This is a genomic window from Geomonas sp. Red32, assembly GCF_023652955.1.
GTDB lineage: Bacteria > Desulfobacterota > Desulfuromonadia > Geobacterales > Geobacteraceae > Geomonas.
This window is the reverse complement of the sequence record NZ_JAKLOY010000006.1, coordinates 233,755-258,028: the sequence shown is the minus strand read 5'-3', so window position 1 is coordinate 258,028 and position 24,274 is coordinate 233,755. Positions and strand designations below refer to the sequence as shown.

At 62.8% G+C, this 24,274-nt stretch carries 23 protein-coding genes; 2 read left to right on the top strand and 21 right to left on the bottom strand.

The genetic code is table 11. The features are described 5' to 3' along the window. The first annotated feature begins 11 nt into the window (after positions 1–11). Complete coding sequence (gene pta, locus L4X63_RS16795; RefSeq protein ID WP_250679802.1) at positions 12–1,013, top strand: phosphate acetyltransferase; 1,002 nt, start codon at positions 12–14, stop codon at positions 1,011–1,013. Between the two features lie 159 nt (positions 1,014–1,172). Here pta and L4X63_RS16790 read toward each other — a convergent pair whose 3' ends face one another. After that, complete coding sequence (locus L4X63_RS16790) at positions 1,173–2,438, bottom strand: acetate kinase (protein WP_250679801.1); 1,266 nt, start codon at positions 2,436–2,438, stop codon at positions 1,173–1,175. Positions 2,439–2,668: 230 nt separating this feature from the next. Between L4X63_RS16790 and fdxA the strand changes: the two genes are divergently transcribed. After that, positions 2,669–2,836, top strand: a complete 168-nt coding sequence (gene fdxA, locus L4X63_RS16785; RefSeq protein WP_250679800.1) for a 4Fe-4S ferredoxin — start codon at positions 2,669–2,671, stop codon at positions 2,834–2,836. Positions 2,837–2,940: 104 nt separating this feature from the next. Here the strand turns inward: fdxA and gltX are convergent, their stop codons facing one another. From gltX to L4X63_RS16685, 20 genes are all read right to left on the bottom strand, one after another. Further along, a complete protein-coding gene (gltX, locus tag L4X63_RS16780) occupies positions 2,941–4,344 on the bottom strand; it encodes a glutamate--tRNA ligase (protein WP_250679799.1) in 1,404 nt (467 codons plus the stop codon). A 109-nt stretch (positions 4,345–4,453) separates the two neighbouring features. After that, complete coding sequence (locus tag L4X63_RS16775; RefSeq protein ID WP_250679798.1) at positions 4,454–4,636, bottom strand: DNA gyrase inhibitor YacG; 183 nt, start codon at positions 4,634–4,636, stop codon at positions 4,454–4,456. 96 nt (positions 4,637–4,732) lie between these two features. After that, positions 4,733–5,575, bottom strand: a complete 843-nt coding sequence (locus L4X63_RS16770) for a response regulator (RefSeq protein WP_250679797.1) — start codon at positions 5,573–5,575, stop codon at positions 4,733–4,735. A gap of 111 nt (positions 5,576–5,686) precedes the next feature. Beyond that, complete coding sequence (locus L4X63_RS16765) at positions 5,687–6,406, bottom strand: SPOR domain-containing protein (protein WP_250679796.1); 720 nt, start codon at positions 6,404–6,406, stop codon at positions 5,687–5,689. A 12-nt stretch (positions 6,407–6,418) separates the two neighbouring features. After that, positions 6,419–8,086, bottom strand: a complete 1,668-nt coding sequence (argS, locus tag L4X63_RS16760) for an arginine--tRNA ligase (RefSeq protein WP_250679795.1) — start codon at positions 8,084–8,086, stop codon at positions 6,419–6,421. 125 nt (positions 8,087–8,211) lie between these two features. Beyond that, positions 8,212–8,613 (bottom strand): FtsB family cell division protein, encoded by a 402-nt coding sequence (locus tag L4X63_RS16755; RefSeq protein ID WP_250679794.1) that lies wholly within the window; start codon positions 8,611–8,613, stop codon positions 8,212–8,214. 3 nt (positions 8,614–8,616) lie between these two features. After that, positions 8,617–9,552: a UDP-glucuronic acid decarboxylase family protein gene (locus L4X63_RS16750; protein WP_250679793.1), complete on the bottom strand. Its 936-nt coding sequence runs from the start codon at positions 9,550–9,552 to the stop codon at positions 8,617–8,619. A gap of 34 nt (positions 9,553–9,586) precedes the next feature. Next, positions 9,587–10,936 carry a UDP-glucose dehydrogenase family protein gene (locus L4X63_RS16745; RefSeq protein ID WP_250679792.1) on the bottom strand — a complete coding sequence of 450 codons (1,350 nt, stop codon included), beginning with the start codon at positions 10,934–10,936 and terminating at the stop codon, positions 9,587–9,589. A gap of 54 nt (positions 10,937–10,990) precedes the next feature. Continuing rightward, positions 10,991–11,818, bottom strand: a complete 828-nt coding sequence (gene rsmA / locus L4X63_RS16740) for a 16S rRNA (adenine(1518)-N(6)/adenine(1519)-N(6))-dimethyltransferase RsmA (RefSeq protein ID WP_250679791.1) — start codon at positions 11,816–11,818, stop codon at positions 10,991–10,993. Then, entirely contained in the window at positions 11,819–12,847 is a 1,029-nt protein-coding gene (tsaD, locus tag L4X63_RS16735; RefSeq protein WP_250679790.1) for a tRNA (adenosine(37)-N6)-threonylcarbamoyltransferase complex transferase subunit TsaD, read from the bottom strand. Between the two features lie 114 nt (positions 12,848–12,961). After that, a complete protein-coding gene (locus tag L4X63_RS16730) occupies positions 12,962–14,278 on the bottom strand; it encodes a PhoH family protein (RefSeq protein ID WP_250679789.1) in 1,317 nt (438 codons plus the stop codon). 142 nt (positions 14,279–14,420) lie between these two features. Then, entirely contained in the window at positions 14,421–15,560 is a 1,140-nt protein-coding gene (locus L4X63_RS16725) for an aminotransferase class V-fold PLP-dependent enzyme (RefSeq protein ID WP_250679788.1), read from the bottom strand. Between the two features lie 64 nt (positions 15,561–15,624). Then, positions 15,625–16,671 carry a DHH family phosphoesterase gene (locus tag L4X63_RS16720; RefSeq protein WP_250679787.1) on the bottom strand — a complete coding sequence of 349 codons (1,047 nt, stop codon included), beginning with the start codon at positions 16,669–16,671 and terminating at the stop codon, positions 15,625–15,627. A 164-nt stretch (positions 16,672–16,835) separates the two neighbouring features. After that, positions 16,836–17,222, bottom strand: a complete 387-nt coding sequence (locus L4X63_RS16715) for a hypothetical protein (protein ID WP_250679786.1) — start codon at positions 17,220–17,222, stop codon at positions 16,836–16,838. 252 nt (positions 17,223–17,474) lie between these two features. After that, positions 17,475–20,102, bottom strand: coding sequence for a CBS domain-containing protein (locus L4X63_RS16710; RefSeq protein WP_250679785.1), 2,628 nt, complete (start codon positions 20,100–20,102; stop codon positions 17,475–17,477). Beyond that, on the bottom strand, positions 20,102–20,902 hold the full coding sequence (gene amrB / locus L4X63_RS16705) for an AmmeMemoRadiSam system protein B (protein ID WP_250679784.1): 801 nt from the start codon (positions 20,900–20,902) through the stop codon (positions 20,102–20,104). Before amrB ends, L4X63_RS16710 begins: the two co-directional genes overlap by 1 nt. 93 nt (positions 20,903–20,995) lie before the next feature. Further along, positions 20,996–21,574, bottom strand: a complete 579-nt coding sequence (gene scpB, locus L4X63_RS16700) for an SMC-Scp complex subunit ScpB (protein WP_250679783.1) — start codon at positions 21,572–21,574, stop codon at positions 20,996–20,998. Further along, entirely contained in the window at positions 21,564–22,379 is an 816-nt protein-coding gene (locus L4X63_RS16695; protein ID WP_250679782.1) for a segregation and condensation protein A, read from the bottom strand. The genes scpB and L4X63_RS16695 overlap by 11 nt, the downstream gene beginning before the upstream one ends. A 6-nt stretch (positions 22,380–22,385) precedes the next feature. Beyond that, entirely contained in the window at positions 22,386–23,369 is a 984-nt protein-coding gene (trpS, locus tag L4X63_RS16690; protein WP_250679781.1) for a tryptophan--tRNA ligase, read from the bottom strand. Between the two features lie 26 nt (positions 23,370–23,395). Continuing rightward, complete coding sequence (locus L4X63_RS16685) at positions 23,396–24,076, bottom strand: site-2 protease family protein (RefSeq protein WP_250679780.1); 681 nt, start codon at positions 24,074–24,076, stop codon at positions 23,396–23,398. Between the last annotated feature and the right edge of the window lie 198 nt (positions 24,077–24,274).

Sequence of the window (24,274 nt, the reverse complement as noted above, 5' to 3'; positions counted from 1 at the left end):
GGAGGGGATATATGTCGTTGATAGAGCTGATCAAAGACAAGGCTCGGAAACAGCTTAAAACCGTAGTGCTGCCGGAAAGTTACGACGAGAGAATGCTTTTTGCTGCCCAGCAGATTGTCGAACAAGGTTTGGCAAAAATTATACTTCTAGGCAACCCCGAAACCCTGAAAGCGGCCTGCGCCGCGAAGGGTATCAACCCCGCCGGCGTCGAGATCGTCGAACCGGCCACCTCCTCCAAGCTAAACGGCTACATCGAGAAACTGGTCGAGCTGCGGAAGTCCAAGGGGCTGACCGCCGAGCAGGCACGCGAACTGCTGACCGCCGCCGATAACCTCTATTTCGCCGGCATGATGGTACGCGAAGGCGACGCCGACGGTGAAGTGGCCGGCGCCACCGGCACCACCGGCGACGTGCTGAGGGCGGCCTTCCAGACCGTCGGCCCGGCACCCGGCATCAAGACCGTCTCCTCCTTCTTCCTGATGGCCACCAAGACCCCGCAGTTCGGCGAGAACGGCGTCATCCTCTTTGCCGACTGCGCCGTGAACCCGAACCCGGACGCCCAGGCGCTGGCCGAGATCGCCGTGGCAACCGCCAAGAACTGCACCGCGTTCCTCGACGTTCCCGCCCGGGTCGCCATGCTCTCCTTCTCCACCAAGGGAAGCGCCAAGCACGCCGATGCCGACAAGGTCCTCAAGGCCCTCGAGATCGCCAAGGGGATGGATCCCAACCTCAACATCGACGGCGAACTGCAGGCCGACGCCGCGCTGATTCCCGCCGTGGGCGGCAAGAAGGCCCCGGGGAGCCCGGTCGCAGGCCAGGCCAACGTCCTCGTCTTCCCGGACCTCGACGCCGGCAACATCGCGTACAAGCTGGTCGAGCGCTTGGCCGGCGCCGCCGCCATCGGCCCGGTCATCCAGGGTCTCGGCAAGCCGGTCAACGACCTCTCCCGCGGCTGCTCCGTCCAGGACATCGTCGACGTGACAGCCATCACGGCGGTGCAGGCCCAGGGGTAGCAGACCGCTCCCCCCACCCTCACCAACACGAGCAGAGCAAAGGCCGGCAGGGGTAACCCCGCCGGCCTTTCTTGCGCCGGGTCCGATAACCTGACCAACGGACAAAAAAAGGCCGGCGAGATATCCCCACCGGCCTTTTTCACTGCTTGCTCCCCTCCCCTACTTCCTGACGAATTCGGGTTTGGAAAAGCTGTATTCGAAGTGCATGTGGTCGGTGTAGGTGCCGTCCAGGATGGCGGCCACGTCCTCGGTGAAGACCAGCTCCTCGTCGGTCGGGATGACGTACACCTTGACCGGCGAATCGTCGGTGGTGATCAGGGTCTCCCGCTTGCGGGTCATGGCGCTGGCATTTCTCGCCTTGTCGAGCTTGATGCCGAGATGATCGAGCCCCTGCAGCGCCCTCTCGCGGATCGGAGCCCCCATCTCACCCACGCCGGCGGTGAAGATGACGGCGTCGAGCTTGCCGATGGCCGCCATGTAGGTCCCGATGTACTTCTTGAGCCGGTAGGCCTCGATGTCGAGGGCAAGGGCGCAAAGACGGTCACCGGCTTCGGCGTTCTCGATGACGTCGCGACGGTCGGTAAAGCGGCCGGTGATACCGAGCACGCCGCTCTTCTTGTTGAGGATGGAGTCGATCTCCTTGGCGGAGAGGTTCTCCTTCTGCATCATGAAGGCCGGGATGGCAGGATCGATGTCGCCGCAGCGGGTACCCATCATGGCGCCTTCCAGCGGCGTGAGCCCCATGGTGGTGTCTACGGAAACCCCGTTCTTGATAGCACAGTGGGACACACCGTTGCCGATGTGCATGGTGATCAGGTTGCACTCATTGGCCGGTTTCCCGAGCAGCGCAGCGGCGCGCTTGGAGACGTAAAGGTGCGAAGTGCCGTGGAATCCGTAACGGCGGACGCCGTATTTCTCGTACCATTCGTAGGGAAGCGGATAGAGGAAGGCGTGTTCCGGCATGGTCTGATGGAACGCGGTATCGAAGATGGCGACCTGCGGCACGTCCGGAAGAACTTCCAGGGCACCCATGATCCCAGCGATGTTGGGGGGATTGTGCAGCGGGGCGAGGTGCTGTACCTCGGTGACCGCGTCGAGCACCTCTTTGTCGATCAGCACGGAGCAGGTGAACTTCTCCCCGCCATGCACGACGCGATGGCCGACGGCGGAGATCTGCTTGATATCCTTGAGAACGCCGTGAGTCGGAGAGGTCAGGGTCCTGAGGATGAGATCGACGGCGACCGTATGGTCCGGGCAGTCGGAATTCTCGCGGTAAGTCTCCCGGCCAGGGACCTCGTGGAGGATAAAGGAGTCGCCGACAACGACCCTCTCCACCATTCCCTTGGCAACAACCACTTTTTTATCCCAATCAAACAACTGGTATTTTACAGAAGAACTTCCGCAGTTTAATGCCAAGATGTCCATCAGACATTGACCCCCGTTGAGATTATAGTTTGCCTGGTCGACAGCAAAACCATCACAAATAAAACCTTTTTTTATATATACAGGAGAGTGGTCGACAGTTCAACATTTTTCTCTGAGCCAAGGGGGATTTTAGCCGTCAGCTTTAGTGGTGGACTTTTTGAATCGGGTATGCTAGGTTCTCCCGAAAACTTAGCGTTTACACGCTAAATACCCAAAAGGAGGTGAATACTTTGGCCCACAAAATTACTGATGAGTGCATCAACTGCGCTGCTTGCGAGGACTCCTGCCCGGTCAACGCCATTTCTGAGGCTGGCGACAAGAGGGTCATCAATGCCGATACCTGCATCGACTGCGGTGCCTGCGTAGATACCTGCCCGGTCAACGCTATCGTTGCCTAATTAAGCGCCTACGTTTGCAGTGCCATGACCCGCGCGGGATTACCTTCGCGGGTCTCCTTTTATCCAAATGATGAAGGGGAGGGCTTTCGCCCTCCCCTTTTCTTTTACCGCCGGATCCAGGCCATGGCCCGTTCGATCCGCTTCCTGGTCTCGGCCATGCCGAGGGTCACGATCATCTCGTAGATTCCCGGAGATGCCGTCGTTCCTGAGAGCGCGAGCCTCACGGCCGGTCCGATCTGGCCGAGCTTGATCCCCTTCTCCTCGCAGATCCCCTTGAACACCCCTTCCACACTCTCCATATCCAGCGTGGCGAGCCCTTCCAGCTTGGCGTTCAGCAGTTCGAGGAGCGCCGGGGTCTCCGGGTTGAAGTTCTTGGCCGCCCCCTTCTCGTCGTACTCGAAGCCGTCCTTATAGTAGAACACCGCTCCGTCGGCGAGCTCCAGCATGGTCTTCGCCCGCTCCTGGAGAGTCTTGACCACCGCCACCAGGCCGGGTCCCTTTTCCGAGTCAACCCCGCGCTCCTTCAAAAACGGCGTTACCAGGCCGGCCAGGCGTACCGGATCGCCGGTCTTGATGTAGTGGGCGTTCAGCCAGAGAAGCTTGTCCGGATTGAAGACGGAGGCGGAGCGCCCGACGCTCTCGATGGAGAACTTCTGGGTCAGGTCTTCCAGGGAGAAGATCTCCTCGTCGCCGAAGCTCCACCCGAGCCTTACCAGGTAGTTGACCATCGCCTCCGGGAGAAAGCCCATGTCGCGGTAGGCCATGACGCTGGTGGCGCCGTGGCGCTTGGAGAGACGCGCCTTGTCCGCCCCGAGTATCATCGGGACGTGGGCGAAGGTCGGGACCGGCACCCCGAGCGCCTCGTAGAGGAGGATCTGGCGCGGGGTATTGTTGACGTGGTCGTCGCCGCGGATGACGGTGGTGATGTTCATGGTAGCGTCGTCGATGACCACCACGAAGTTGTAGGTCGGGGTGCCGTCGGTGCGCTGGATGATCAGGTCGTCGAGCTCGACGTTTTCGAAGGAGATCTTACCCTTGATGAGGTCGACCCAGGAGGTGGTCCCTTCCTGCGGCGCCTTGAAGCGGACCACGTAGGGGCGGCCGTCGTCCTCCTGGGGAGGGAGGTTGCGGCAGGTGCCGTCGTACTTCGGCTTCCCCCCCTCCTTCATCGCCTTCTCCCTCTTGGCCTCCAGCTCCTCGGCCGAGCAGTAGCATTTGTAGGCCTTGCCGGCATCCAGTAGCTTCTGGACATACTCCTTGTAGAGCGGGAAATTTTCCGACTGGTAGAAGGGGCCCTCATCCCAGTCCAGTCCCAGCCAGGTCATCCCCTCGAGAATGGCGTCCACCGACTCCTGGGTGGAGCGGGCCACGTCGGTATCCTCGATCCTGAGGATGAAGCGCCCCTGCTGCTTCCTGGCCAAAAGCCAGTTGAAGAGGGCGGTGCGGGCACCCCCCACGTGGAGGTAGCCGGTCGGGCTGGGGGCGAAACGAAGACGGACTTGTGACATGAAACGCTCCTTTCAGGGTTCATTGAATGGTTCGGGACTACGAATCCTCTATCCCTCGCCCCTTTGGGAGAGGGTGGCCGAAGGCCGGTTGAGGAAGGTTTTAGGGTGGCTACTCCTCGTCTTCCGGCTCCTCCTCCGGGGCCTTCTCTCCGGGGATCCGGTATCCTTCGTTGGCCCAGGTGCCGAGGTCGATCATTTTGCAGCGTTTGGAACAGAAAGGCCGGTAGGGGTTGTCCTGCAGGGAAGCCTCTTTCCGGCAATGCGGACACTTAACGGTCATGACGGCGCACATTATGCCACCTCCGAAAAACAAATACCTCCAGCGCGGCGTCGAGCCGAAACGCTGGAGGGTCGATTGGGTTACCAGGGATTCCGGCGGCTTACGGACTCAGATCATCCGGAGATTCTTCTGATGAAACTGCAGCGCCCGTTTCACGCGGGCCACCAGGGTTGCTTCGTGTACCGGCCTCGGGATGACGTCGAAGAAACCGCGTTCGAACGCTTTCAACTCGAGGTCGCTTTCCAGCGGGTCGGCCACCAGCAGGATCGGGATCTGGTTCAACTCAGGCATGGCGCGCAGGGCGTCGAGGAAACCGCAGCCATGAAGCTCGGCCAGTTCCTGGTCGGTGATCACCGCCTGCGGCTTGTCGGTCAATACCGCCTGGTACGCCTCGCGGCTGTCACGGGCACGCAGCACGCGGCAGCCGTTTTTGCCGAGACACTGGGCGATGACGCTGCCGACCTGCTCGTCCCCTTCCACCATCAGCACGGTCTTTCCCGACGAAGGGCGGACTTCCTTCTTCAGGTAGTTCCTGCAGATGGCGGTATAGATCTCCCGCCGGGTGGCGACGAACGGGGTGATGCTCAAACCCCGCTCCACCGAGAGGTACCTGACCACCCGCATCTCGGTCGGATCGGCGATGGCCAGCGCCAGCCGGTTCTGTTCCAGCTTCAGCGGGAAGAGATAGTTCTCCATCGCCATTTCCACCGGGATGGTGGCCAGCAGATCGGCGGGGAACGAGATCCCGACGAAGTTGCTGGCGACCCGGCAGGCATGCTGGTTGGCAAGCGCACCCGCCAGCTCGTCGGCGGTTACCAGTTCCAGCTCTTCCAGGAGGATCCCGAAACGCTTGTTGAGCCGCTTCGAAACCTGCAGCATCCTGTCCACTGTCCTCTGGCTCAGGATCCCGCTCTCCACGAATATTTCGCCCAGCTTTGGCCTGATCTCCATGTTAGCCTCCGTTAATGGAAAACTATAACATCGGAGTCGGGAATCGCATCAAGCCCACCCTCACCCGCCCTTTAGCACCCTCTCCCTAAAAGGGGCGGGAAGGTCCTTTGGCTACTCGGGGAGAACGAGGGATCCTTTCCCGTTTTTGGCGGCAATGGATTCGGCTTCGGCTTTACTGAGACGGTGGCCTATCCGCACCCGGTACCAGACGCCTTTTCCGGCGACCTTCGATTCGACCACGTAGGCGGCGACCCCCTTGGAGCCCAGCTGGGTCTGGGCGGCATCCGCCTCCTGTTTACTGCGGTAGGAAGCGATCTGGACCACGAAGTGCGCCTGCCCTTCCTCCTTGCCGGGCGCTCCCGCAGTAGGAGCGGAGGCAGCGGGTGCCACGGGGGGAGCGGGGGCGGCCGGGGCGGTGGCCGCCGGTGCGGCGGCATTCCCGGCGGGCTGCGGCAGACGGCTGGCCGGCGCGGGGGCCTCCGGGCTCTTAAGGTTGAGGCCGGATCCCATCGGTGCCTTACCCCCGGCGGGAAGCGTCTTGTAGAAGGTGAGCGGAGTGTCGGGAGCGGGCGTCTGGGGAGGCGGAGCGGCCGGCGTAGGCTCGACCGTCTTAACCGCCGGCGGTGCCGCCTGGACCATCTGCGGCTTGCGTCCCTTGAACAAGAGCCACCCGGTAAAAACCCCGGCACCGAAGGTTACCGCCAGCACCGCCACCGCGATCAGCGCGAAGAGCCCGCCCGGTTCCTTGCGGGGCCGGTTTTTCTGCACGGGGCGGCGTTCCCCACCCTCGCGTACGCCGCCTGGGCGCTTTTCGCTGTAATCGATGACCATGGCCACCTCCGCCTACATCCTCTCGGGAGCCGAGATACCGAGCACGGTCAGTGCGTTTTTCAGGGTGATGGCCGCGCAGTGCAGCAGGAACAGGCGGGCCCTGGTGAGCTCCGGTTCCTCCGGGATGATCACCCGGCTCTTGTTGTAGAAGCTGTGGAACTCGCCCGCCAGGTCCTGGAGGAAGTAGGTGATCCGGTGCGGTTCGAAGTTGACTGCGGCGGATTCCAGGGTCTCGGGGAACAGGGAGAGCTTCTTGACCAGCGCGAGGTCGTCCGCACTTTCGAGGAGCTGCAGGTTGACCCCTCCCGAGAAGTCGGGAGCCACGCCGCGCTCGCGGGCGGTTTCGAAGATGCTCTTGATCCTCGCGTGGGCGTACTGGACGTAGTAGACCGGGTTGTCGGCACTCTGGCGCTTGGCGAGCTCGAGATCGAAGTCGAGCTGGCTGTCGGAGCGGCGCATGAGGAAGAAGAAGCGGGCGGCGTCACGGCCGACCTCGTCCACGACCTCCTTGAGGGTCACGAACTCGCCGCTGCGGGTGGACATGGCGACCGGCACGCCGTCACGAAGAAGCGCCACCAGCTGGACCAGGATGATGCCGAGATCGTCGGCCTTGCGGCCAAGCCCCTGCACCACCCCTTTGAGCCTCGGCACGTAGCCGTGGTGGTCGGCGCCCCAGACGTCGATCACCCAGTCGAAGCCGCGGGCGAACTTGTCGCGGTGGTAGGCGATGTCGGAGGCAAAGTAGGTGGTGACCCCGTTGCTCCTCACCACTACGCGGTCCTTGTCGTCGCCGTAGTCGGTGGTCTTGAACCAGAGCGCCCCGTCCTGCTCGTAGATGAGCCCCTTCTCCTGCATCTCCTTGACCGCCGAATCGACCTTCCCCTGGTCGAAGAGCGATTGCTCGGAGAACCAGTTGTCGAAGCGGACGCCGAAGTCCTGGAGGTCCTCGTCGATCCCCTTGAGGATCACGTCGCCGCCGAACTTGGCAAAGAAGGCCACCCCCTCCTCCTGGGAAACATTGAGGAAGCGGTCGCCGTGCTTGGTGATCACCTCGCGGGCGATGTCCTTCATGTACCCGCCCTGGTAGCAGTTCTCGGGGAATTCGATCTTTTCGCCGAGGAGCTCCTTGTAACGGAGAAGACCGGAGAGGCCGAGGGTGTTCATCTGGTTGCCGGCGTCGTTGATGTAGTACTCTTTCTGGACGTCGAACCCGGCGGCCAGCAAAAGGGAGGCGACGGCATCGCCGGTGGCGGCACCCCTGCCGTGACCGATGTGCAGAGGGCCGGTCGGGTTGGCGCTGACGAACTCAACCTGGACCTTGCGGCCGGCGCCCACCTTGCTCTTGCCGTACTGCTCCCCGGCCTGATCGATATCCTGGAGGATCATCCGCCAGGCGTCGTCCTTGACAAAGAAGTTGATGAAGCCGGGGCCGGCCACCTCGAGCGATTTGATGAGGTCGGAGCTGCCGGCGAGCTTGTTGACGATAATCTCGGCGATAGCCCGCGGCGCCTTTCTTTCCGCCTTGGCCATCTGCATGGCGACGTTGGAGGCAAAATCCCCGTGCTCCTGGTGAGCCGGCTTTTCGATATTAATGGCCGGAACCACTCCCGAGGTGAGCGTGCCGTCGGCGAAACACCCCTCGATTCCCTTCAGGATGCATGCGCGCAGCTGCTCCTTCATATCCATCCCCCTTTTCTTGCAATCAGGTTATTTCTGTTTTTTTACGACCCGGCACCCGTTTCCCGGCTCCCCCTCCCCTTCAAGAGGAGGGACGGGGTGAGGATGGGGTAAAACTGTCACAACAATCAATTCGACTTGGCAGGGTCCGCCTTGGCCGGAGCCGCCGCCTTACCCGGGGCCTTCCCCCCTGCCGCCGGTGCAGCCTGGGGAGCGGTACCCGCAGGCTGCTTCGCGATCGGGTGATCGGTGCCGTCCTTGGACGGGAACTGGTAGATCACCTCGTTACCCCGCACGAGGCCGAAGTCGCGCCGGGCGATGCTCTCCAGGTAGCGCCGGTCGGACTGCAGGGCGGCGATCTCTCTCTTCAGCCTGTCGTTCTCATCCTTGAGCTCCGCCAGCCGTTTCTGCATGTCGTCGCGGTCGCGGTGCAGGTGGTTAATCCGCAAGAGACCGCGGTCACCGAAAACGGTGAAGTAAAGGATGAAGACGATTATCGCCAGCGGTGTAAGGAACAGCCTTTTCTGCATGCACTAACCTAGGGAAAGTATCCCGTCAAAATACTCGATGGTCTTCTTCAGTCCGTCCTCGACCGGGATTTTAGGCTCCCAGCCAAGTTTCTCCTTGGCGAGCGAGATGTCCGGTTGGCGCTGCTTCGGGTCGTCGGCCGGCAACGGCTTATGGACGATGCGGGAGCGCGAACCGGTGAGGGCGATGATCTTCTGGGCGAACTCCAGGATGGTGGTCTCGCAGGGGTTGCCGAGGTTGACCGGCCCGATGAAGTCCGGGCAGCTCATCATCCTGGCGAGCCCCTCCACCAGGTCGGTGACGAAGCAGAAGGAGCGGGTCTGCTCCCCCTGACCGTAGACGGTGATGTCCTCCCCCTTCAGAGCCTGCAGGATGAAGTTGGAGACCACCCGGCCGTCGTTCTCGGCCATCTTCGGCCCGTAGGTGTTGAAGATCCTGACGATCCGGATGTCGACCTTGTTCTGCCGGTGGTAATCCATCATGAGGGTCTCGGCCACCCGCTTCCCCTCGTCGTAGCAGCTCCGCACGCCGAGCGGGTTCACGTTGCCCCAGTAGCCCTCGGTCTGCGGATGGACCTGCGGGTCGCCGTACACCTCGGAGGTGGAGGCCTGGAGGATCCTGGCCCTCACCCTCTTGGCGAGGCCGAGCATGTTGATGGCCCCCATCACGCTGGTCTTGGTGGTCTTGACCGGGTTGTACTGGTAGTGGATCGGCGAGGCCGGGCAGGCCAGGTTGTAGATGCGGTCCACTTCCAAGAGGATCGGCTGGGTGACGTCGTGGCGGATGAGCTCGAACGACCGGTGGTCGAGCAAGCCGGCGATGTTCCGCTTGCTCCCGGTGAAAAAGTTATCCAGGCAGATGACGTCGTGCCCCTCCCCCAGCAATCGCTCGCAGAGGTGGGAGCCGATGAAACCGGCACCGCCGGTGACTAGGATGCGCATGTAACCTCCCCGAATTGACAGCCGATCGCGGCCCTTACTCCATCTCGCAGCAAGCGCCGCCGTTACGGCCGATGGGATGGTACTCGATCCCGGACGCCCTCATCCGCTCGGGGCCGTAGAGGTTACGGCCGTCGAAGATCAACGGGTTGACCAGGGAAGACTTGATCCGGTCGAAGTCGGGGTTGCGGTACTCGTTCCACTCGGTGATGATCACCAGCGCGTCGGCGTTATTCAAGGCGTCGTACTGCGCGCAGTAGTTGATCCGGTTGCCGAAGTGCTTCTTCGCCTCCGTCATCGCCTCCGGGTCGTGGGCGCTGACCGAGGCGCCCAGTTCGAGGAGGTGGTTGATGATGGTAAGGGAGGGAGCCTCCCTCATGTCGTCGGTGCGCGGCTTGAAAGAAAGGCCCCAGACGGCGACGGATTTCCCCGCCAAAGGCTTTTCCTTGCCGTCGCCCAGACGGCGAAGGATCTTCTCGGAAAGGACCCGCTTCTGCCGCTCGTTGGCGGTCTCCACCGCCTTCAAGAGGACGAAGTCGTACTCGCACTCCTCGGCGGTCTTCACCAGGGCCTTGACGTCCTTCGGAAAGCAGGAGCCGCCATAGCCGACCCCGGGGAAGAGGAAGTCGTAGCCGATACGAGAGTCGGAGCCGATCCCCTCGCGGACCGCCATGACGTCCGCCCCCATCATCTCGCAGAGGTTGGCGATCTGGTTCATGAAGGTGATGCGGGTGGCCAGCATGGCGTTGGCGGCGTACTTGGTCATCTCCGCGCTCCGGATGTCCATCACCAGCAGGCGGTTGGACTTGCGCATGAAGGCGGAGTAGAGCTCTTTCATGATCTCGGCGGTCCGCACGTTGTCGGTGCCGATCACTACCCGGTCCGGTCTCATGAAGTCGTCGATGGCCGCCCCTTCCTTGAGGAACTCGGGGTTGGAGACCACGTCGAACTCGATCTGGACGCCGCGCTGGTCGAGCTCCTCGGCCACCGCCTGGCGGACCTTGTCGGCGGTCCCGACCGGCACGGTCGACTTGTCGACGACGATCTTGAAGCTGTCCATGTGACGGCCGATGGAGCGGGCCACCGAGATGACGTACTGGAGATCGGCCGAGCCGTCGGCGCCCGGCGGGGTACCGACCGCGATGAAGTTGACCAGCGACTCTTTGACGGCATAGGCCAGGTCGGTGGTAAAGGTGAGCCTCCCCTCCTCGCAGTTTCTGAGCACCATCTCCTTCAGGCCGGGCTCATAGATGGGGATCACACCGCGCTTTAAACCTTCGATCTTTTCCTCGTCAACGTCGACACAGATAACATGGTTGCCGCTCTCGGCAAAACAGGTACCGGCCACCAGACCAACATAGCCGGAACCAATGACACAGATCTTCATACGGTGACCCTCCAGGGAAAGATTAGCGTTTTTATATACCACAAACGGCCGGAGTTATGCCAGCCTTTTCCCGGCGGAAAGCTCCCGAGATAGCGCGGCGAACTCCTCCAGTGACAGAGTCTCTCCGCGGCGTCCGCCGTCGATGCCGCTCAAAGAGAGTGCCTGCTGCAACCGCTCCGGATCCTCGGCGAAACCGGCCGCTTTCAAGGCGTTGGAAAGGGTCTTTCTCCGCTGATTGAAGGCCCCCTTGACCAGGCGGGTGAAGATCCGGTGGTCCCCCACCTCGGCCCGGGGAGCGGGAAGCGGGACGAAGCTCAGCACCGCGGAGTCCACCTTGGGAATCGGGCGGAAACAGCCGGGCTTTACGATGAATTCGCGCTGGATGTCGAAGTTGAGCCGCAGCAGCACGGTGAGCGCCCCGTAATCCTTGCAGTTGGGAGGCGCCGCCAGCCGGTCACCGACCTCCTTCTGGAGCATCAGCACCAGCTTGTCGAAGAGCTGGTAACACTCCAGAAAGCGGAAGAGCACCTGCGAGGAGATGTTATAGGGGAGATTGGCCGCCACCTTCCACTTCTTCCCCGGCGCGCGCGAGCCGAGGAGCAGCGGAAGATCGACCCTCAGGATGTCGCCGTGGCCGATCTCTACCTGGCCGTTTTCGCCGAACTCGGCGTTCAGGATGGGAATCAGGTCCCGGTCCCATTCGACCGCGACGAGCCGGGCCCCGCTCTCGGCGAGCAGCCTGGTGAGCGCTCCGCGTCCCGGACCGACCTCCAGGATGCAGTCGTCCGGGGTGGGAGCCACGCAGGAAACGATGCGGGTCAAAACGCTGCTGTCCACCAGGAAGTTCTGTCCCAGCGCCTTCTTGGCGCGCATGCCGTCCATTTAGCGGACCTCCCCAAGTCTGGCGGCCAGCCGGTCGAGCGGCCACACCGGTAAGGCATCGAGGTCGAAACCGCTCGTTATGCCATGTTGCAGGTAAAAATCGCCGGGGACCGCGATCATCGCGGCGTTGTCGGCACAAAGGGCCGGCTTGGCGATGGAGAGTTCGACCCCGTTCTTGTCGGCGAAGAGCCGCATGGAGCGCCGGAGCCCGCTGTTGCAGGCGACCCCGCCCGCCACCACCAGCCGCTTGATCCCGGTAGCCGCCACCGCAGCGGCGGTCTTCTTGGTCAGCACTTCGCAGACCGCTTCCTGGAAGGAGGCGGCCAGATCGTTGAGCCCGGCGCCGCGCGCTTCCGGATGCTTTTGAAGGTGAGTGAGGACTGCGGTCTTCAGGCCCGAGAAGCTGAAGTTGAAGGTGCCGTCGTGTAAAAGCGGGCGGGGGAACTTGATCGCCTTGGGATCGCCTTCCGCAGCCAACCGGTCGATGGCCACGCCACCCGGATAGGGTAGACCGATCAGCTTGGCGACCTTGTCGAACGCCTCCCCGGCAGCATCGTCCACCGTCTGGCCGAGCGTCGTGTAGCGCCCGACTCCGTCCACCCGGTACAGGTGCGAATGCCCCCCGGAGACGGCCAGGGCAATGAAGGGAAACTCGACCGGCTGTTCGAGAAAGACGGCCAACAGGTGCCCCTCGATGTGGTTGACGCCAACCAGCGGGACGCCGAGCCCCAAGGAAAGCCCCTTGGCGGCGGAGATCCCGACCAGCAGCGCACCGGCGAGCCCCGGCCCCTGGGTCACCGCGATCCCCTCGAGCTGCGACGGGGCCACGCCGGCCTTATCCAGGGCCTGTTCGACCACGAGCGAGACCGCCTCGAGGTGCTGGCGCGAGGCGATCTCCGGCACCACGCCGCCGTACTCGGCGTGTACGGCGATCTGGGAGGCGACCACGCTGGAGAGGATGGTGCGGCCGTCTTTTACCACCGCGGCGGCGGTTTCGTCACACGACGATTCGAGAGAGAGAAGTAGCATAAAAAAAACAAAGGGCACTGAGGCAGTGCCCGTCGGAAGTCATGGGGCTTAAAAAGAGAAACCCCGGTCCCGGGACAAGCCCGGGACCGGGAGCTGCTATGCCGTTGCCGGTTGCTACAGGAGGTTGGCGGCCAACTCGGCCAGCTCGGAACGCTCACCCTTCATCATGGTGATGTGGCTCGAGATGGCCTCACCCTTGAGACGCTCGACCACGTAGGTGAGGCCGTTGCTCTCGGCGTCCACGTACGGGTTGTCGATCTGGTACGGGTCGCCGGTCAAAACGACCTTGGTCCCCTCGCCCGCGCGGGTCACGATGGTCTTGATCTCGTGGGGGGTGAGGTTCTGCGCCTCGTCGACGATCAGGTACTGGTTCGGGATGGAACGGCCGCGGATGTAGGTGAGCGGCTCGATCTCGAGGATCCCCATCGCCATCAGCTCCTTGTATCCCTTGTTGTGGCGCCTCTCACCTTCGTGGCCGCTCAGAAGGAGCTCGACGTTGTCGAAGATCGGCTGCATCCACGGGGAGAGCTTCTCCTCGATGTCCCCCGGGAGAAAACCGAGGTCGCGCCCCATCGGGAAGACCGGGCGGGAGACCAGCAGACGGTTGTAGACGTTCTCCTCGGCGGTCTTCTGAAGCCCGGCGGCGATGGCCAAGAGGGTCTTGCCGGTGCCTGCCTTGCCGACCAGGGTGACGATCTTCACGTTGTCGTCCAAAAGGGCGTCGAGGGCGAAGGACTGCTCGCGGTTTCTCGGGAAGACGCTCCAGACCCCCTCCTTGACGATGGCGGTGAGCGGAACCATGCGCCGGGCATTGGCGTCGTAGCGCCCGACGGCCGAGTGCGACTCGCTCCCGGACTCGGTCAGGGTAATGTACTGGTTCGGGAGGAGCCCCGCTTCGAGGTCCAGCCACCCCTGGGAATAGAAGGTGTCGATCTGGCCGGCGGCCACGTCGATGCTGGCCATACCCGAGTAAAGGTCTTCGATGGCGACCTTGTCGGACTCGTAGTCTTCGGCCTTGAGTCCCAGGGCATCGGCCTTAATCCTCAGGTTGACGTCCTTGGTCACCAGGATGACCGGGTCCTTCTCGGTCTCCATGAGATCGACCGCCACCGCGAGGATCCGGTTGTCCCCGCGCTCCTGGCGAAGCTCAGGGGGAAGCCGTTTCATCACGTGCTCTTCGTAGATCTCGATCCGGATGCAGCCGCCGTTTTCGAGCGGAAGCCCCTTGGAGAGAGACCCCTCCTGGCGCAGGGAGTCCATGAGCCTGGAGACATGGCGGGCGTTGCGGCCGGTCTCGTTCATGTCCTTCTTGAACCGGTCGATTTCCTCGATCACCGTAATGGGGATGATGATCGCGTTGTCCTCGAATCTCGTCAGGGCCTGCGGATCGTAAAGCAGAACGTTGGTGTCCAGCACGTAGATCTTTTTCATCTCCACCTCGGGTGCGCCTTCGGTTTGAATGGATGCCGCCGTCAATCCCTGCCTGCCAGTTAGTGCGTGTGCCAGCGTAGTATGCCTCCATCGCGGGGATCAAGCCCACGATTCGAAATTAGTTTTAAAAGTCCGCAGCCGGTCAGGAACGGGCCAGGCCAGCTAACGATTGGAGGAAAAAGGCGATATCCTCCTCGGTGTTGAAGAACCCGGGGCTCACCCTCACGGTGCCGCCGGGGTAGCTCCCCAGGGTCCGATGGGCCTCGGGAGCGCAGTGGAGCCCGGCGCGGACGGCGATGCCGTACTCGGCGTCGAGCAGGAAGGCGACCTCGGAGGCGTCGCGCCCGCCGAGGTTGAAGGAGACCGCCCCTCCGTGATCGTTGCCCCGGGGGCCGTAGATGACGGCCTCCTCCATGGCGGAAAGCCCTTCCAGGAGCATGCCTACCAGCAGCTTCTCCTTGGCACGGATGACCTCCAGCCCGGTCTCCCGGATGAAGTCGACGCCCGCCTTGAGACCGGCCAGGGCGGGGGTGTTGAGGGTCCCGCTTTCGAAGCGCTCGGGAAGGATCTCGGGCTGCTCCAGACTGCTCGCGTTGCCGCCGGTGCCCCCGACCAAGAGCGGCTCCAGCTCGATTCCCTCCCCGATGGCGAGGATGCCGGTGCCGGGGGGGCCGAAGAGACCTTTGTGTCCCGGGGCGGCCAGAAGATCGATGCCGAGTTCGATGACGTCGATCGGGAGGTAACCGGCGCTCTGGGCGGCGTCGACCAGGAAGACGGCTCCCCCCTGCCGGGCCACCTTGCCGATCTCTCCGACCGGCTGGATGGTGCCGCTCACGTTCGAGCAGTGGGTCACCGCCACCAGCCGGGTGCCGGGCCTCATGGCGGCGGCGATCTCCCGCTCGGAGACCCTCCCCTCGCGGTCGGCCTGCACGAAGGTAACCTCGACGCCGCGGCCGCGCAACAGGTGGAGCGGACGCACCAGGGCGTTGTGCTCCATGCTGGTGGTGACCACGTGGTCTCCGGGCTTCAGGAGACCGCTGACGGCGATGTTGAGGGATTCGGTAGCGCTGTGGGTGAAAACGAGACGGGACGAGTCCGGGACTCCGAAGAAGTCAGCCAGGGTCGAGCGGGTTTCGAACACCGTGCGGGCAGCGGTCAGCGACTGCCGGTACCCTCCTCTCCCAGGGGCGACGCCGATCTCCCTCATGGCAGCGTCGATCGCCCGGTATACCGTTTCCGGCTTGGGATACGAGGTTGCTGCGTTATCCAGGAAGAGCGACATGGGGTAATTTCTAGCACTTTAGAAAGGCTTTGGCAACCCTTTCATGAAGAAAAGACATGACTAATTAGGACTGCGGAGCGAGCGGTTCGTAGGAGGCAGAGGAAACCCCGAGCCGGACCAGGAGCCGCTCGGTGAGGAGTTTTTCCACCCGCGAGATTTCGGCTGCCGATTCGTCGACATTGTCGACCTTGCCGCCTGCCATCATGCCGTGGCCGCCGGCGCTTCCCACCCCGGCCACGATGGCCCGGATCAATTCGCCCGCGTTGATCTCCTCGCTGGAGGTCCGGATGGAGAGCACCATCTCGTTGTTGTACTGCCCCATGCAAAGCACCACCTCCACCCCTTCCAGCCGCAGGATCAGGTCGGCGAGTTCGGCCACCACCTCGGGGAACTGGACCTTCTGCAAGTTGGCGATCGCGACCGTGCCGTAGACGACGGCGTTCTCGAGGGCGTTATGCAGGGCGATGAAGTACTCCTTGGGGAGCCTGGGATGGGTGATGCTGTTCAAAAGAGTCTTGTTGGCCAGGGGAAAAAGTTCGAGATAGGCGTCCCGGTCGGTACGGGTGGCCTCGCGCCCGAGATCCTGGGTCTCGGACTTGATGGCGTAGAAGAGTGCGGTCGCGAGCTTGGTCCCCAGCGAGACCCCCTGGACCTTCAGGTAGTCGTAGAGGATGGTGGCGGTGGTCCCGTACTCAGGGCGGATGTCGACCCAGCGGCAGTGGGTGCTCGCTTCCCGCATCGGGTGATGGTCGATGACCACGTCGACGCGGGCCTCGGGAGGGAGCGAGTTGTTGCCGGTCAGGGGCTGGCTGTCCAAAAGGCAGATCACCTGGAACATCTTGAGGTCGATCAGCGGGAAGGGTGTAAGAGGGATCTGGAGGAGCTTGGCCATGGCCAGGTTTTCGCTGCGGCCGATCATGCCGGAGAAGGCGATCACCGCCTCGCGGCTCAAGCGGACCGCGAAGAGGTGACGAAGTGCCATAGCGGAGGCGAGCGAATCGGGATCCGGATTATCGTGCACCACGATGAGGATTCTTCCCCTGCCGCTGACCCAGGTCAAAAGAGAGTTGGTATAGGTCAGCAGGTCCTGCCGATCTTCCTTATGCGTCAAGCTGTACCCCCGTACCCATGAGAACACTTTTGGAACGATCAAAGTGTATACCAGCGGCATCAGCAAGGCAAGGTGAGCGATCTCATGAGGGGAGCGGAGGGGCGGGGCAAAAAAAAAGGGGGCCGAAGGGCCCCCTCATCTGCATTGGGAAAAACGCGGCGCGATCAGAACCTGCCGCGGATAAGCTGGGCGGTAACCATCACGGAGGAGGTTCCCCTGGTTCCTTCCCTCAACTCCGGCATGAGGCTCGGCATGGCGAACTTCACCCGGCCGTTTTCGATTTCGGCCAGGGAGCGGGAAACGCTGACGATGCCGTAGGTGGCGCCCACCAGCACGCCGCCGGCCCCGCCGTACCCCATGTAGTCGAGGTGTTTGCCGGGCTGCTTGGTGAAGGCGAGCAGCGCCGCACCCACCAGGGCCCCGGAGAGGCCGCCGTAGAAGGCATCCTGGAAGACGGTTTTGAAGGCGTTTTCCTGCTGCTCGGCCAGCGCCGGGGTAGCAAGGGTGGCCACTAGAAGCATCGAAACCAGGATTCGTTTAATCGTCAGCATGGGACGTCCTCTCATAACCAGGTGATCTGCCCATTCCATTAGCAAATCCCGGGCCATAATGGCGAAAGAGTCGCGTAACTCGTAAAACCTGCTGGAATCATTACTTAGCGGGATGGAGGACTCTAATGGTTACGAGGAGAGAAAGGGGGGATGTGACAATTTTGCAGCAGTTACACTGACAAATTACGGCAAATGACCGTCTTTCGGGTAGTTACGGGGGGTGCGCGAAATGACCAGCATGTAGCAAAAAAGCTACACCTCCTGCAAAAGATCCCTGGCCATTACCAGCTCTTCCCCTTTGGTTCCCACCGTACCATTGAGACGGGCGTGCAGGACGGCGTCCAAAACCTCGCGGAAACGCGGACCGGGACGGCCGCCGAGCTTCTTGAGGTCGCCGCCGTCGATCTGGGTCTTGACCAGCTGGAGCTTGGTGAAGTAGAGGGAGATCCACTTCTTCACCTCGGGGTTCCCGCTCTTGGCCATCAGGTAGAGGAGCTCCTCGACCGGGAGCGCCCGGAGGAAGAAGTAGATGTCGGCGTTCTCCACCCTCCCCTGTTCGAGGAAGCGCTTTTCCAGGGCCGCCACCAGTTCGTGCCCCTGCCTGCGCGCGGTGGCGAGCTTCTCCCGCTGGTGCTCATTGACAGCGAGTCTCAGGCAGGAGGCGGTGAACTCCTCGTCGCTCAGCGGATCGCACAGGGCGAGGAAGTAGACCGCCCACTGTTCGAAGGGGCGCTCCAGGTAAAGGAGCTGGTACCAGGAGACCACGTAGCGAACCTCCTCGAGAAGCGCCTCCAGCGGCTCGGTCAGCTCGAGGCTCGGGTGGATGAAACGGAAGAGCCCGAGCGAGGCCATCCGTTGGATGCCGCGCAGCGGTTCCTTCTCCCTGAGGATCTGAACGAGCTCGGCCAAGAGGCGCCGGCCGCCGAGCTTCTCCAGGAAATCCATCTTCACGGCGTTCTTGATCAGGTCCTCGGTGTGCTTGGCGATCTTGAAACCGAGTCGCTGCTCGAAGCGGATGGCCCTAAAGACCCGCGTCGGGTCCTCCACAAAGGAAAGGTTGTGGAGGACGCGGATCACCTTGGCCTGCAGGTCGCGGTAGGCGCCGAAGTAGTCGACCAGGTGCCCGAACTCCTCGTCGTTGAGCTTGATGGCCAGCGTGTTGACGGTGAAGTCCCTCCGGTAGAGGTCCGTCTTCAGGGAGGAGTGTTCCACGGTGGGGAGCGCCCCGGGCGAAACGTAGTATTCGAGCCGGGTGCTGGCGACGTCGACCTTGAAGCCGTCGGGGAAGACGATGACCGCGGTGTGGAACTTCTGGTGGCTCTTGACCCGGCAACCGAAGCGGGAGGCGAAGCTCTCGGCGAAGAGGATGCCGTCGCCGTCCACGGTGACGTCGACATCCATGTTCTGGCTCCCCAAAAGGAGATCGCGCACGAAGCCTCCCACCGCGTAGACCTCCACCTCCAGCGAATCGCCCACCCGCCCCAGGTCGCGCAGCACCTGCACCGAGCGCGGGGAGAGGTATCTCTTCATGAGCCCTTCGACCTCGCGGCTCTTGACCAGGCTGGCATCGCGGGCGAGGTCGTAGATGTCGTCGCCGGAGAGAGAGTAGCGCAAGAGGTCGGTGCGGGTGACCACCCCCACCAGCTCTTCCCCGGTGAGGACCGGGATCAGGCGGGCGTCGCCCCCCACCATGGAGGTCTGGAGATCGGAGATCGGGGTGTCGGGAGTGGCCGAGTAGAACTCGGAGTGCATGTAGTCGGAGATCGGCACCTGGCCCAGGTCGTGGTAGAGGGCCTTCTCGACGATCTTGCGGGAGATGATGCCGGCCACTTTGCCGTCGTCGACGACCGGCATGGCGCTCACGTTGTAGCGGACCAGCCGTTCCTGGGCTTCGGCGATGGTGCAGCCGGGAGGGAGGGTCTTGACCGGCGAGGACATGATGTCGCGGGCGGAGCGCCTCGGATCGACCTTTTTTTTGAGCACGGCGTCCAGCTGCTGGAGCACCTGGATGAGGGTAAGTCCGCGGATGGTGGCCGAGGCCGCGGTGGCGTGCCCTCCCCCGCCGAGATCCTTGAGGATCTCCCCTACCCTCACCTCCGGCACCCGGCTCCGGGCGATCACGAAGACCCGGTCCGCCATGGAGACTACCAAGAAGAGGGCCTGCAGGTTCTCCATGTCCCGGATCATGTGGGCGAGCCCGGCGATGTCCCCCACGTAGCGGTCGACCGAAGCGTGGGCAACCGACACGTCCACCCCCTTAAGCGAGGTGGTCTTCAGGGAGAGAAGGAGGTCGTTCAAAAGGGAAACCTGCTCGACGGTCAGCTCCTTGCCGATCGAGTCCGCCACCTCGTTGAGGTTCGCCCCCTGCTCCAGGAGCCAGCTCGCTGCCTGGTAGTCCTCGGCGGTGGTATTGGGGAAGGTGAGGTTGCCGGTATCCTCGTGGATGCCGAGCATCATGAGGGTCGCCTCGTAGGGGGTGAGGCGGATTCCTTGCGCGCGCAGGTGCGCGGTGAGGATGGTCGTGGTGGAGCCGCAGGGACGGATCTCCCCGCCGGTGGGGGAGAGGTCGCCGGAACTGGACGGGTGGTGGTCGTAGACGACGAGCTCGACCGCTCCCCCCTTGGCCAGTTCGCCGAAGCGGGAGATGCGGGACGAGTGCTGGCAATCGACCACGATCAGACGAGTGACGGTGGTGAAATCGAGGTCCTTCAGGCGGAGGAAGTTCAGCTGGTCGGGGGGCTGCTTCTGGAAGAATTCGCGCACCCCCTTCTCCTGGGAGCCGGAGAAGACCAGGGCGGCATCGGGGTAGAGGCGCTTGGCGGCCACCATGGAGCCCACGCAATCGAAATCGGCGTTGACATGGGTGGTGATGACATCCATCAGCTCACCGCGACGGCCGCGTAACCGACCACCCTTTTCAGGTCGCCGTTCACCTCGCCGGAGTTGGAGTAGCTGATCACCCAGCTCTGGCGGGCGCCCAACTGGTTGGCGGCGGTCAGCATGACGGCGGCGGGCATCACCCCGCACATCGTGATGTCCCGGTCGCGGCAGACGGCAAGGAGCCCCTGGGGGTTCAGCGCGGTCAGCTCGGCGAGGGCCGCCTCATCCTTGGCGCGCGCGGTCTGGGCCGACTCGTAATGGGTCATATCGGAGCTCGCCACGATCAGCACCTCTTTCCCGTACTCGGTGATGGCGCGGGCGAGCCCCTCACCGATCTCGGTGACGGTCTCGAAGGGGAGATAGGAGAGGCAGATCGGGGTAATGGTGACGTTGGGATTGCGGTACTGCAGGAAGGGGACCTGGACCTCGAGCGAATGCTCGAACCGGTGGGCGGTAGCGTCCTCGCGCACTTTGGGGGCATGCTTCACCACCAGCTCGCAAAGGGCGGCGTTGACCGGAACCGCACCGAGCGGGGTCAGCCATTCCCCGAGAGGCGAGATGGCGGCGGGGTACCCCATCCCGGTGTGGTTGGGGCCGAGGAGGATCACCGCGTCGGGAACCCGGATGGCCCCGTAGACCCGGCCCGCCACCATCCCGGAGTAGACGTATCCGGCATGCGGCGCCACGATGCCAAGCGCGCGTCCTTGTTCTCCCTCCACCACCATGGAACGGAGCTCTTTTCTCAGCTGGTCCGGTTCATTCGTGTAGAACTTTCCTGCCACTGCCGGCTGACGTACCATGCATCCCTCCTCGGGCCCGCCGTTCACCAACCGGCACGAATCATGCCGGGGGGGACAAGCCACATCGATAGTTTAGCACAGAGCCCGTCGGCTTCAGGTTTCCTCGGCGGCGAGCGGAAGGGCGGGCTGGTCGGCGAAGGGATCGGGAGGGGCGAGCTCCTGGATCTCCTTCAGGGTGGGGAGCGAGGAAAGGTCCTTCAAGTCGAAGAGCTCGAGGAATTCCTTGCTGGTTCCGTAGATGAGAGGCTTTCCCGGCACGTCCTTCTTGCCGAGGATCTTCAGGAGTTTCTTCTCCAGCAGGTTCTTGAGGACCCCGCCGGAGTCGACCCCTCTCAGGTACTCGATCTCCGCGCGGGTGACCGGCTGGCGGTAGGCGATGATGGCGAGGGTCTCCAGGGCGGACTGGCTGAACTTCACCCCCTTGGTCTTGTTGAGCCTACGGAGGTAGTCGGCCTGCTCGGGACGGGTGCGAAGCTGATAGCCGCCGGCCACCTGGACCAGCACGATCCCGCGTTCGCTCCCCTCGTAATCGGCGACCAGCTCTTCCAGGGCCTGGCGGATGTCGGCCCGCTCGAACTCCTCGAGGATGAGGGCCAGCCGGTCCAGCGACAGGGGCTGTTCGTGCACGAACAAGAGACTTTCCACAATGGCTTTAAGCGACTTACCCGCCAACCGACGCCTCCCCTTCGAAATCGCTCTCAATATCGGCGTTTTCCGGCACCGCACCCTCTTCGGAGGTGGCGGTGAGCCAGATGGCGCCGAGGCTTTCCACCTGGACGATCCTGATCAGTTTCAATTTGCACAGCTCCAGCATGGAGAGAAAGGTGACCACCAGGAGGTCGCGATTCATGCCGTCGTGGAAGAGGTCGTCGAAACGAAGGGTCCGCTTCTCGTGCAACAGCGAAAGGACCTCGCTGATCCGGTCGGCGATACTGATCCCGTCGGCGCCCACATTGTGGAAGGAATCCACCGAGACCCGGGAGAGCACCTTCCGGAAGGCCTCGATCAGCTCGAAGAGTTCGACGTCGGCGGGTTCCTCTTCGGGTGCCATCTCGGCAAGCTCGGACGAGGCGAACTTTCTTGCGAAGACGTCGCGCCCAAGAAGATCGCGGGCCACCAGGTCGGAGCCCGCTTCCCGGTAGCGCTGGTATTCGAGGAGCCTCCGCACCAGCTCGGCGCGCGGGTCCTCGACCTCGGCCTCCTCGTCGTCGCGCTCCACCGGCAACAGCATGCGGGACTTGATCTGCAGAAGAGTGGCCGCCATCACCAGGAACTCCCCGGCGATGTCCAGGTTCAACTCCTTCAAAAGCTCCATGTACTCCAGGTACTGCCTGGTGATGGCCGCGATGGGGATGTTGTAGATGTCCACCTCGTTCTTCTTGATGAGGTGGAGGAGCAGATCGAGGGGTCCCTCGAACTGCTCGATCTGTACCTGGTAGGCGTTTTCCATCGCCTCGGTGAAGAGGGTGTCTTGCATCGAATCCTAGACCTTGAGCGCGGCGCGCACCTCGTTCATGGTTTCGCGGGCCACCACCTCGGCCTTCTTCGATCCCTCGGCAAGAACGTTATCGACCAGACCTTCGTCGGCGGCCAGTTCCTCGCGCTTGGCACGGAACGGGGCCAGGGTCTCGACCATGCAGTCGGCAAGGATCTTCTTGCAGTCGACGCACCCTAACTGGGCGGAGCGGCAGGCCACCACGATCTCGTCCCGTTTCTCCTGCGGCACATAGAGGGAGTGCAGGTTGAAGGCGACGCAGCGGTCCGGTTCGCCCGGGTCTTTCTTGTAGATGCGCTGGGTGTCGGTCACCATCGAGAGGACCTTCTTCCTGGTCGTGTCGGCATCTTCGGAGAGGAAGATGGCGTTGTTGTAGGACTTGCTCATCTTGCGGCCGTCGAGGCCGAGCACCTTCGGGGTCTCGGTGAGCAGCGCCGCCGGCTCGGGGAAGACCGGCTGGTAGAGATGGTTGAAGCGGCGGGCAATCTCCCTGGTGATCTCCAGGTGGGGGACCTGGTCCTGCCCGACCGGCACGCGGGCAGCCTTGTAGAGGATGATGTCCGAGGCCATGAGCACCGGATAGCCGAGGAAACCGAAGGTGGAGAGGTCCTTGGTGGTGAGGTTCTCCTGCATCTCCTTGTAGGTCGGGTTCCGCTCCAGCCAGGAGACCGGGGTGATCATGCCGAGGATCAGGTTCAATTCGGCATGCTGGGGAACCTGGCTCTGCTCGAAGATCACGCTCTGCTCGGGATCGATCCCGAAGGCGAGCCAGTCGAGCACCATCTCGCGGATGCTTTCCTTGATCCCGTCGGTGTTGGCGTATTCGGTGGTGAGCGAATGCCAGTCGGCGGCGAAGAAGAAGCACTGGAAGTTCTTCTGCAACTCCAGCCAGTTGGAAAGCACCCCGTGGTAGTGTCCAAGGTGCAGTTTACCGGTGGGTCTCATGCCGCTGACGATTCGATTGTTGCTCATGGGTTGAAGCTCCTTTTCAGTATCCATCACCGCATCATGAGGCGGGTGACGTTGAAGACGAGGCCGCTGTCGGCTCCGGCCAGAAGATGAACGCCAAAGTTGAGGGCCGGGAAGATCACGTAATCGAAGATCCGGGTCAAAAAGACCAGGGCGATGATGATGATCATCCCGAAAGGCTCCAGCCTCGCCAGCCCGAGGGAGAGCCGGTAGGGAAGAAGGCCTACCGCCACCCTGCCGCCGTCGAGGGGGGGCAGGGGGATCAGGTTGAAGATCCCGAGCAGCAGGTTGATGTAGACCGAGAAGGCCAGCATCAGGGTGATGGGATCGGCCACCATGGCCAGCGTGGTCCCGTCGGGGATGCCGCTTCCCGCCTGGATCATCAATCGCATGGCGAAGGCGGAGACGGTGGCCAGCAGGAAGTTGGTGACCGGACCGGCGGCGGCCACCCAGACCATGTCGGTCTTGGGCCTCTTGAGGTTCCGGTAATCGACCGGCACCGGCTTCGCCCATCCGATACCGACGATGAAGATCATCAGCGTCCCGAAGAGGTCGATGTGCCGAAGCGGGTTGAGGGTCAGCCGTCCCATGCTGCGGGCGGTGTGGTCCCCCAACCGGTCGGCGACCCATCCGTGGGACACCTCGTGGCAGGTGATGGCCATCAGCGCGGGCACCAGCATGATCGAAAGCTTGAAGAAAAACTGGTCCATGGGTTCCTAATGCAGGGGGGGGGAAGTCCAAAGCAACTTCTGTAACAGATCGAGTCGGGAAAGTCAACGATGGCGGGGGGATGGGAGGAGGGAGGAAAGGATGGGTTCATGGTCCCCTCCCCCGTGGAAATGGGGGGCCAGGGTGAGGGGGAGGCCGGCTGTCAAAGAAGGCCAGCAGCAGGTCCCCCCCTTTGCGAA

Excerpts from the sequence above, each read along its gene's own strand:
- L4X63_RS16755 (WP_250679794.1), bottom strand. The coding sequence starts at position 8,613 with ATGCAGAAAAGGCTGTTCCTTACACCGCTGGCGATAATCGTCTTCATC.
- gltX (WP_250679799.1), bottom strand. The coding sequence starts at position 4,344 with ATGTCACAAGTCCGTCTTCGTTTCGCCCCCAGCCCGACCGGCTACCTC.
- L4X63_RS16685 (WP_250679780.1), bottom strand. The coding sequence starts at position 24,076 with ATGGACCAGTTTTTCTTCAAGCTTTCGATCATGCTGGTGCCCGCGCTG.
- L4X63_RS16725 (WP_250679788.1), bottom strand. The coding sequence starts at position 15,560 with ATGTCGCTCTTCCTGGATAACGCAGCAACCTCGTATCCCAAGCCGGAA.
- pta (WP_250679802.1), top strand. The coding sequence starts at position 12 with ATGTCGTTGATAGAGCTGATCAAAGACAAGGCTCGGAAACAGCTTAAA.
- L4X63_RS16730 (WP_250679789.1), bottom strand. The coding sequence starts at position 14,278 with ATGAAAAAGATCTACGTGCTGGACACCAACGTTCTGCTTTACGATCCG.
- argS (WP_250679795.1), bottom strand. The coding sequence starts at position 8,086 with ATGAAGGAGCAGCTGCGCGCATGCATCCTGAAGGGAATCGAGGGGTGT.
- tsaD (WP_250679790.1), bottom strand. The coding sequence starts at position 12,847 with ATGCTACTTCTCTCTCTCGAATCGTCGTGTGACGAAACCGCCGCCGCG.
- L4X63_RS16765 (WP_250679796.1), bottom strand. The coding sequence starts at position 6,406 with ATGGTCATCGATTACAGCGAAAAGCGCCCAGGCGGCGTACGCGAGGGT.
- L4X63_RS16750 (WP_250679793.1), bottom strand. The coding sequence starts at position 9,552 with ATGCGCATCCTAGTCACCGGCGGTGCCGGTTTCATCGGCTCCCACCTC.
- trpS (WP_250679781.1), bottom strand. The coding sequence starts at position 23,369 with ATGAGCAACAATCGAATCGTCAGCGGCATGAGACCCACCGGTAAACTG.
- amrB (WP_250679784.1), bottom strand. The coding sequence starts at position 20,902 with ATGGTACGTCAGCCGGCAGTGGCAGGAAAGTTCTACACGAATGAACCG.
- L4X63_RS16775 (WP_250679798.1), bottom strand. The coding sequence starts at position 4,636 with ATGTGCGCCGTCATGACCGTTAAGTGTCCGCATTGCCGGAAAGAGGCT.
- L4X63_RS16745 (WP_250679792.1), bottom strand. The coding sequence starts at position 10,936 with ATGAAGATCTGTGTCATTGGTTCCGGCTATGTTGGTCTGGTGGCCGGT.
- L4X63_RS16770 (WP_250679797.1), bottom strand. The coding sequence starts at position 5,575 with ATGGAGATCAGGCCAAAGCTGGGCGAAATATTCGTGGAGAGCGGGATC.
- L4X63_RS16790 (WP_250679801.1), bottom strand. The coding sequence starts at position 2,438 with ATGGACATCTTGGCATTAAACTGCGGAAGTTCTTCTGTAAAATACCAG.
- L4X63_RS16695 (WP_250679782.1), bottom strand. The coding sequence starts at position 22,379 with ATGCAAGACACCCTCTTCACCGAGGCGATGGAAAACGCCTACCAGGTA.
- L4X63_RS16715 (WP_250679786.1), bottom strand. The coding sequence starts at position 17,222 with ATGCTGACGATTAAACGAATCCTGGTTTCGATGCTTCTAGTGGCCACC.
- rsmA (WP_250679791.1), bottom strand. The coding sequence starts at position 11,818 with ATGGACGGCATGCGCGCCAAGAAGGCGCTGGGACAGAACTTCCTGGTG.
- L4X63_RS16710 (WP_250679785.1), bottom strand. The coding sequence starts at position 20,102 with ATGGATGTCATCACCACCCATGTCAACGCCGATTTCGATTGCGTGGGC.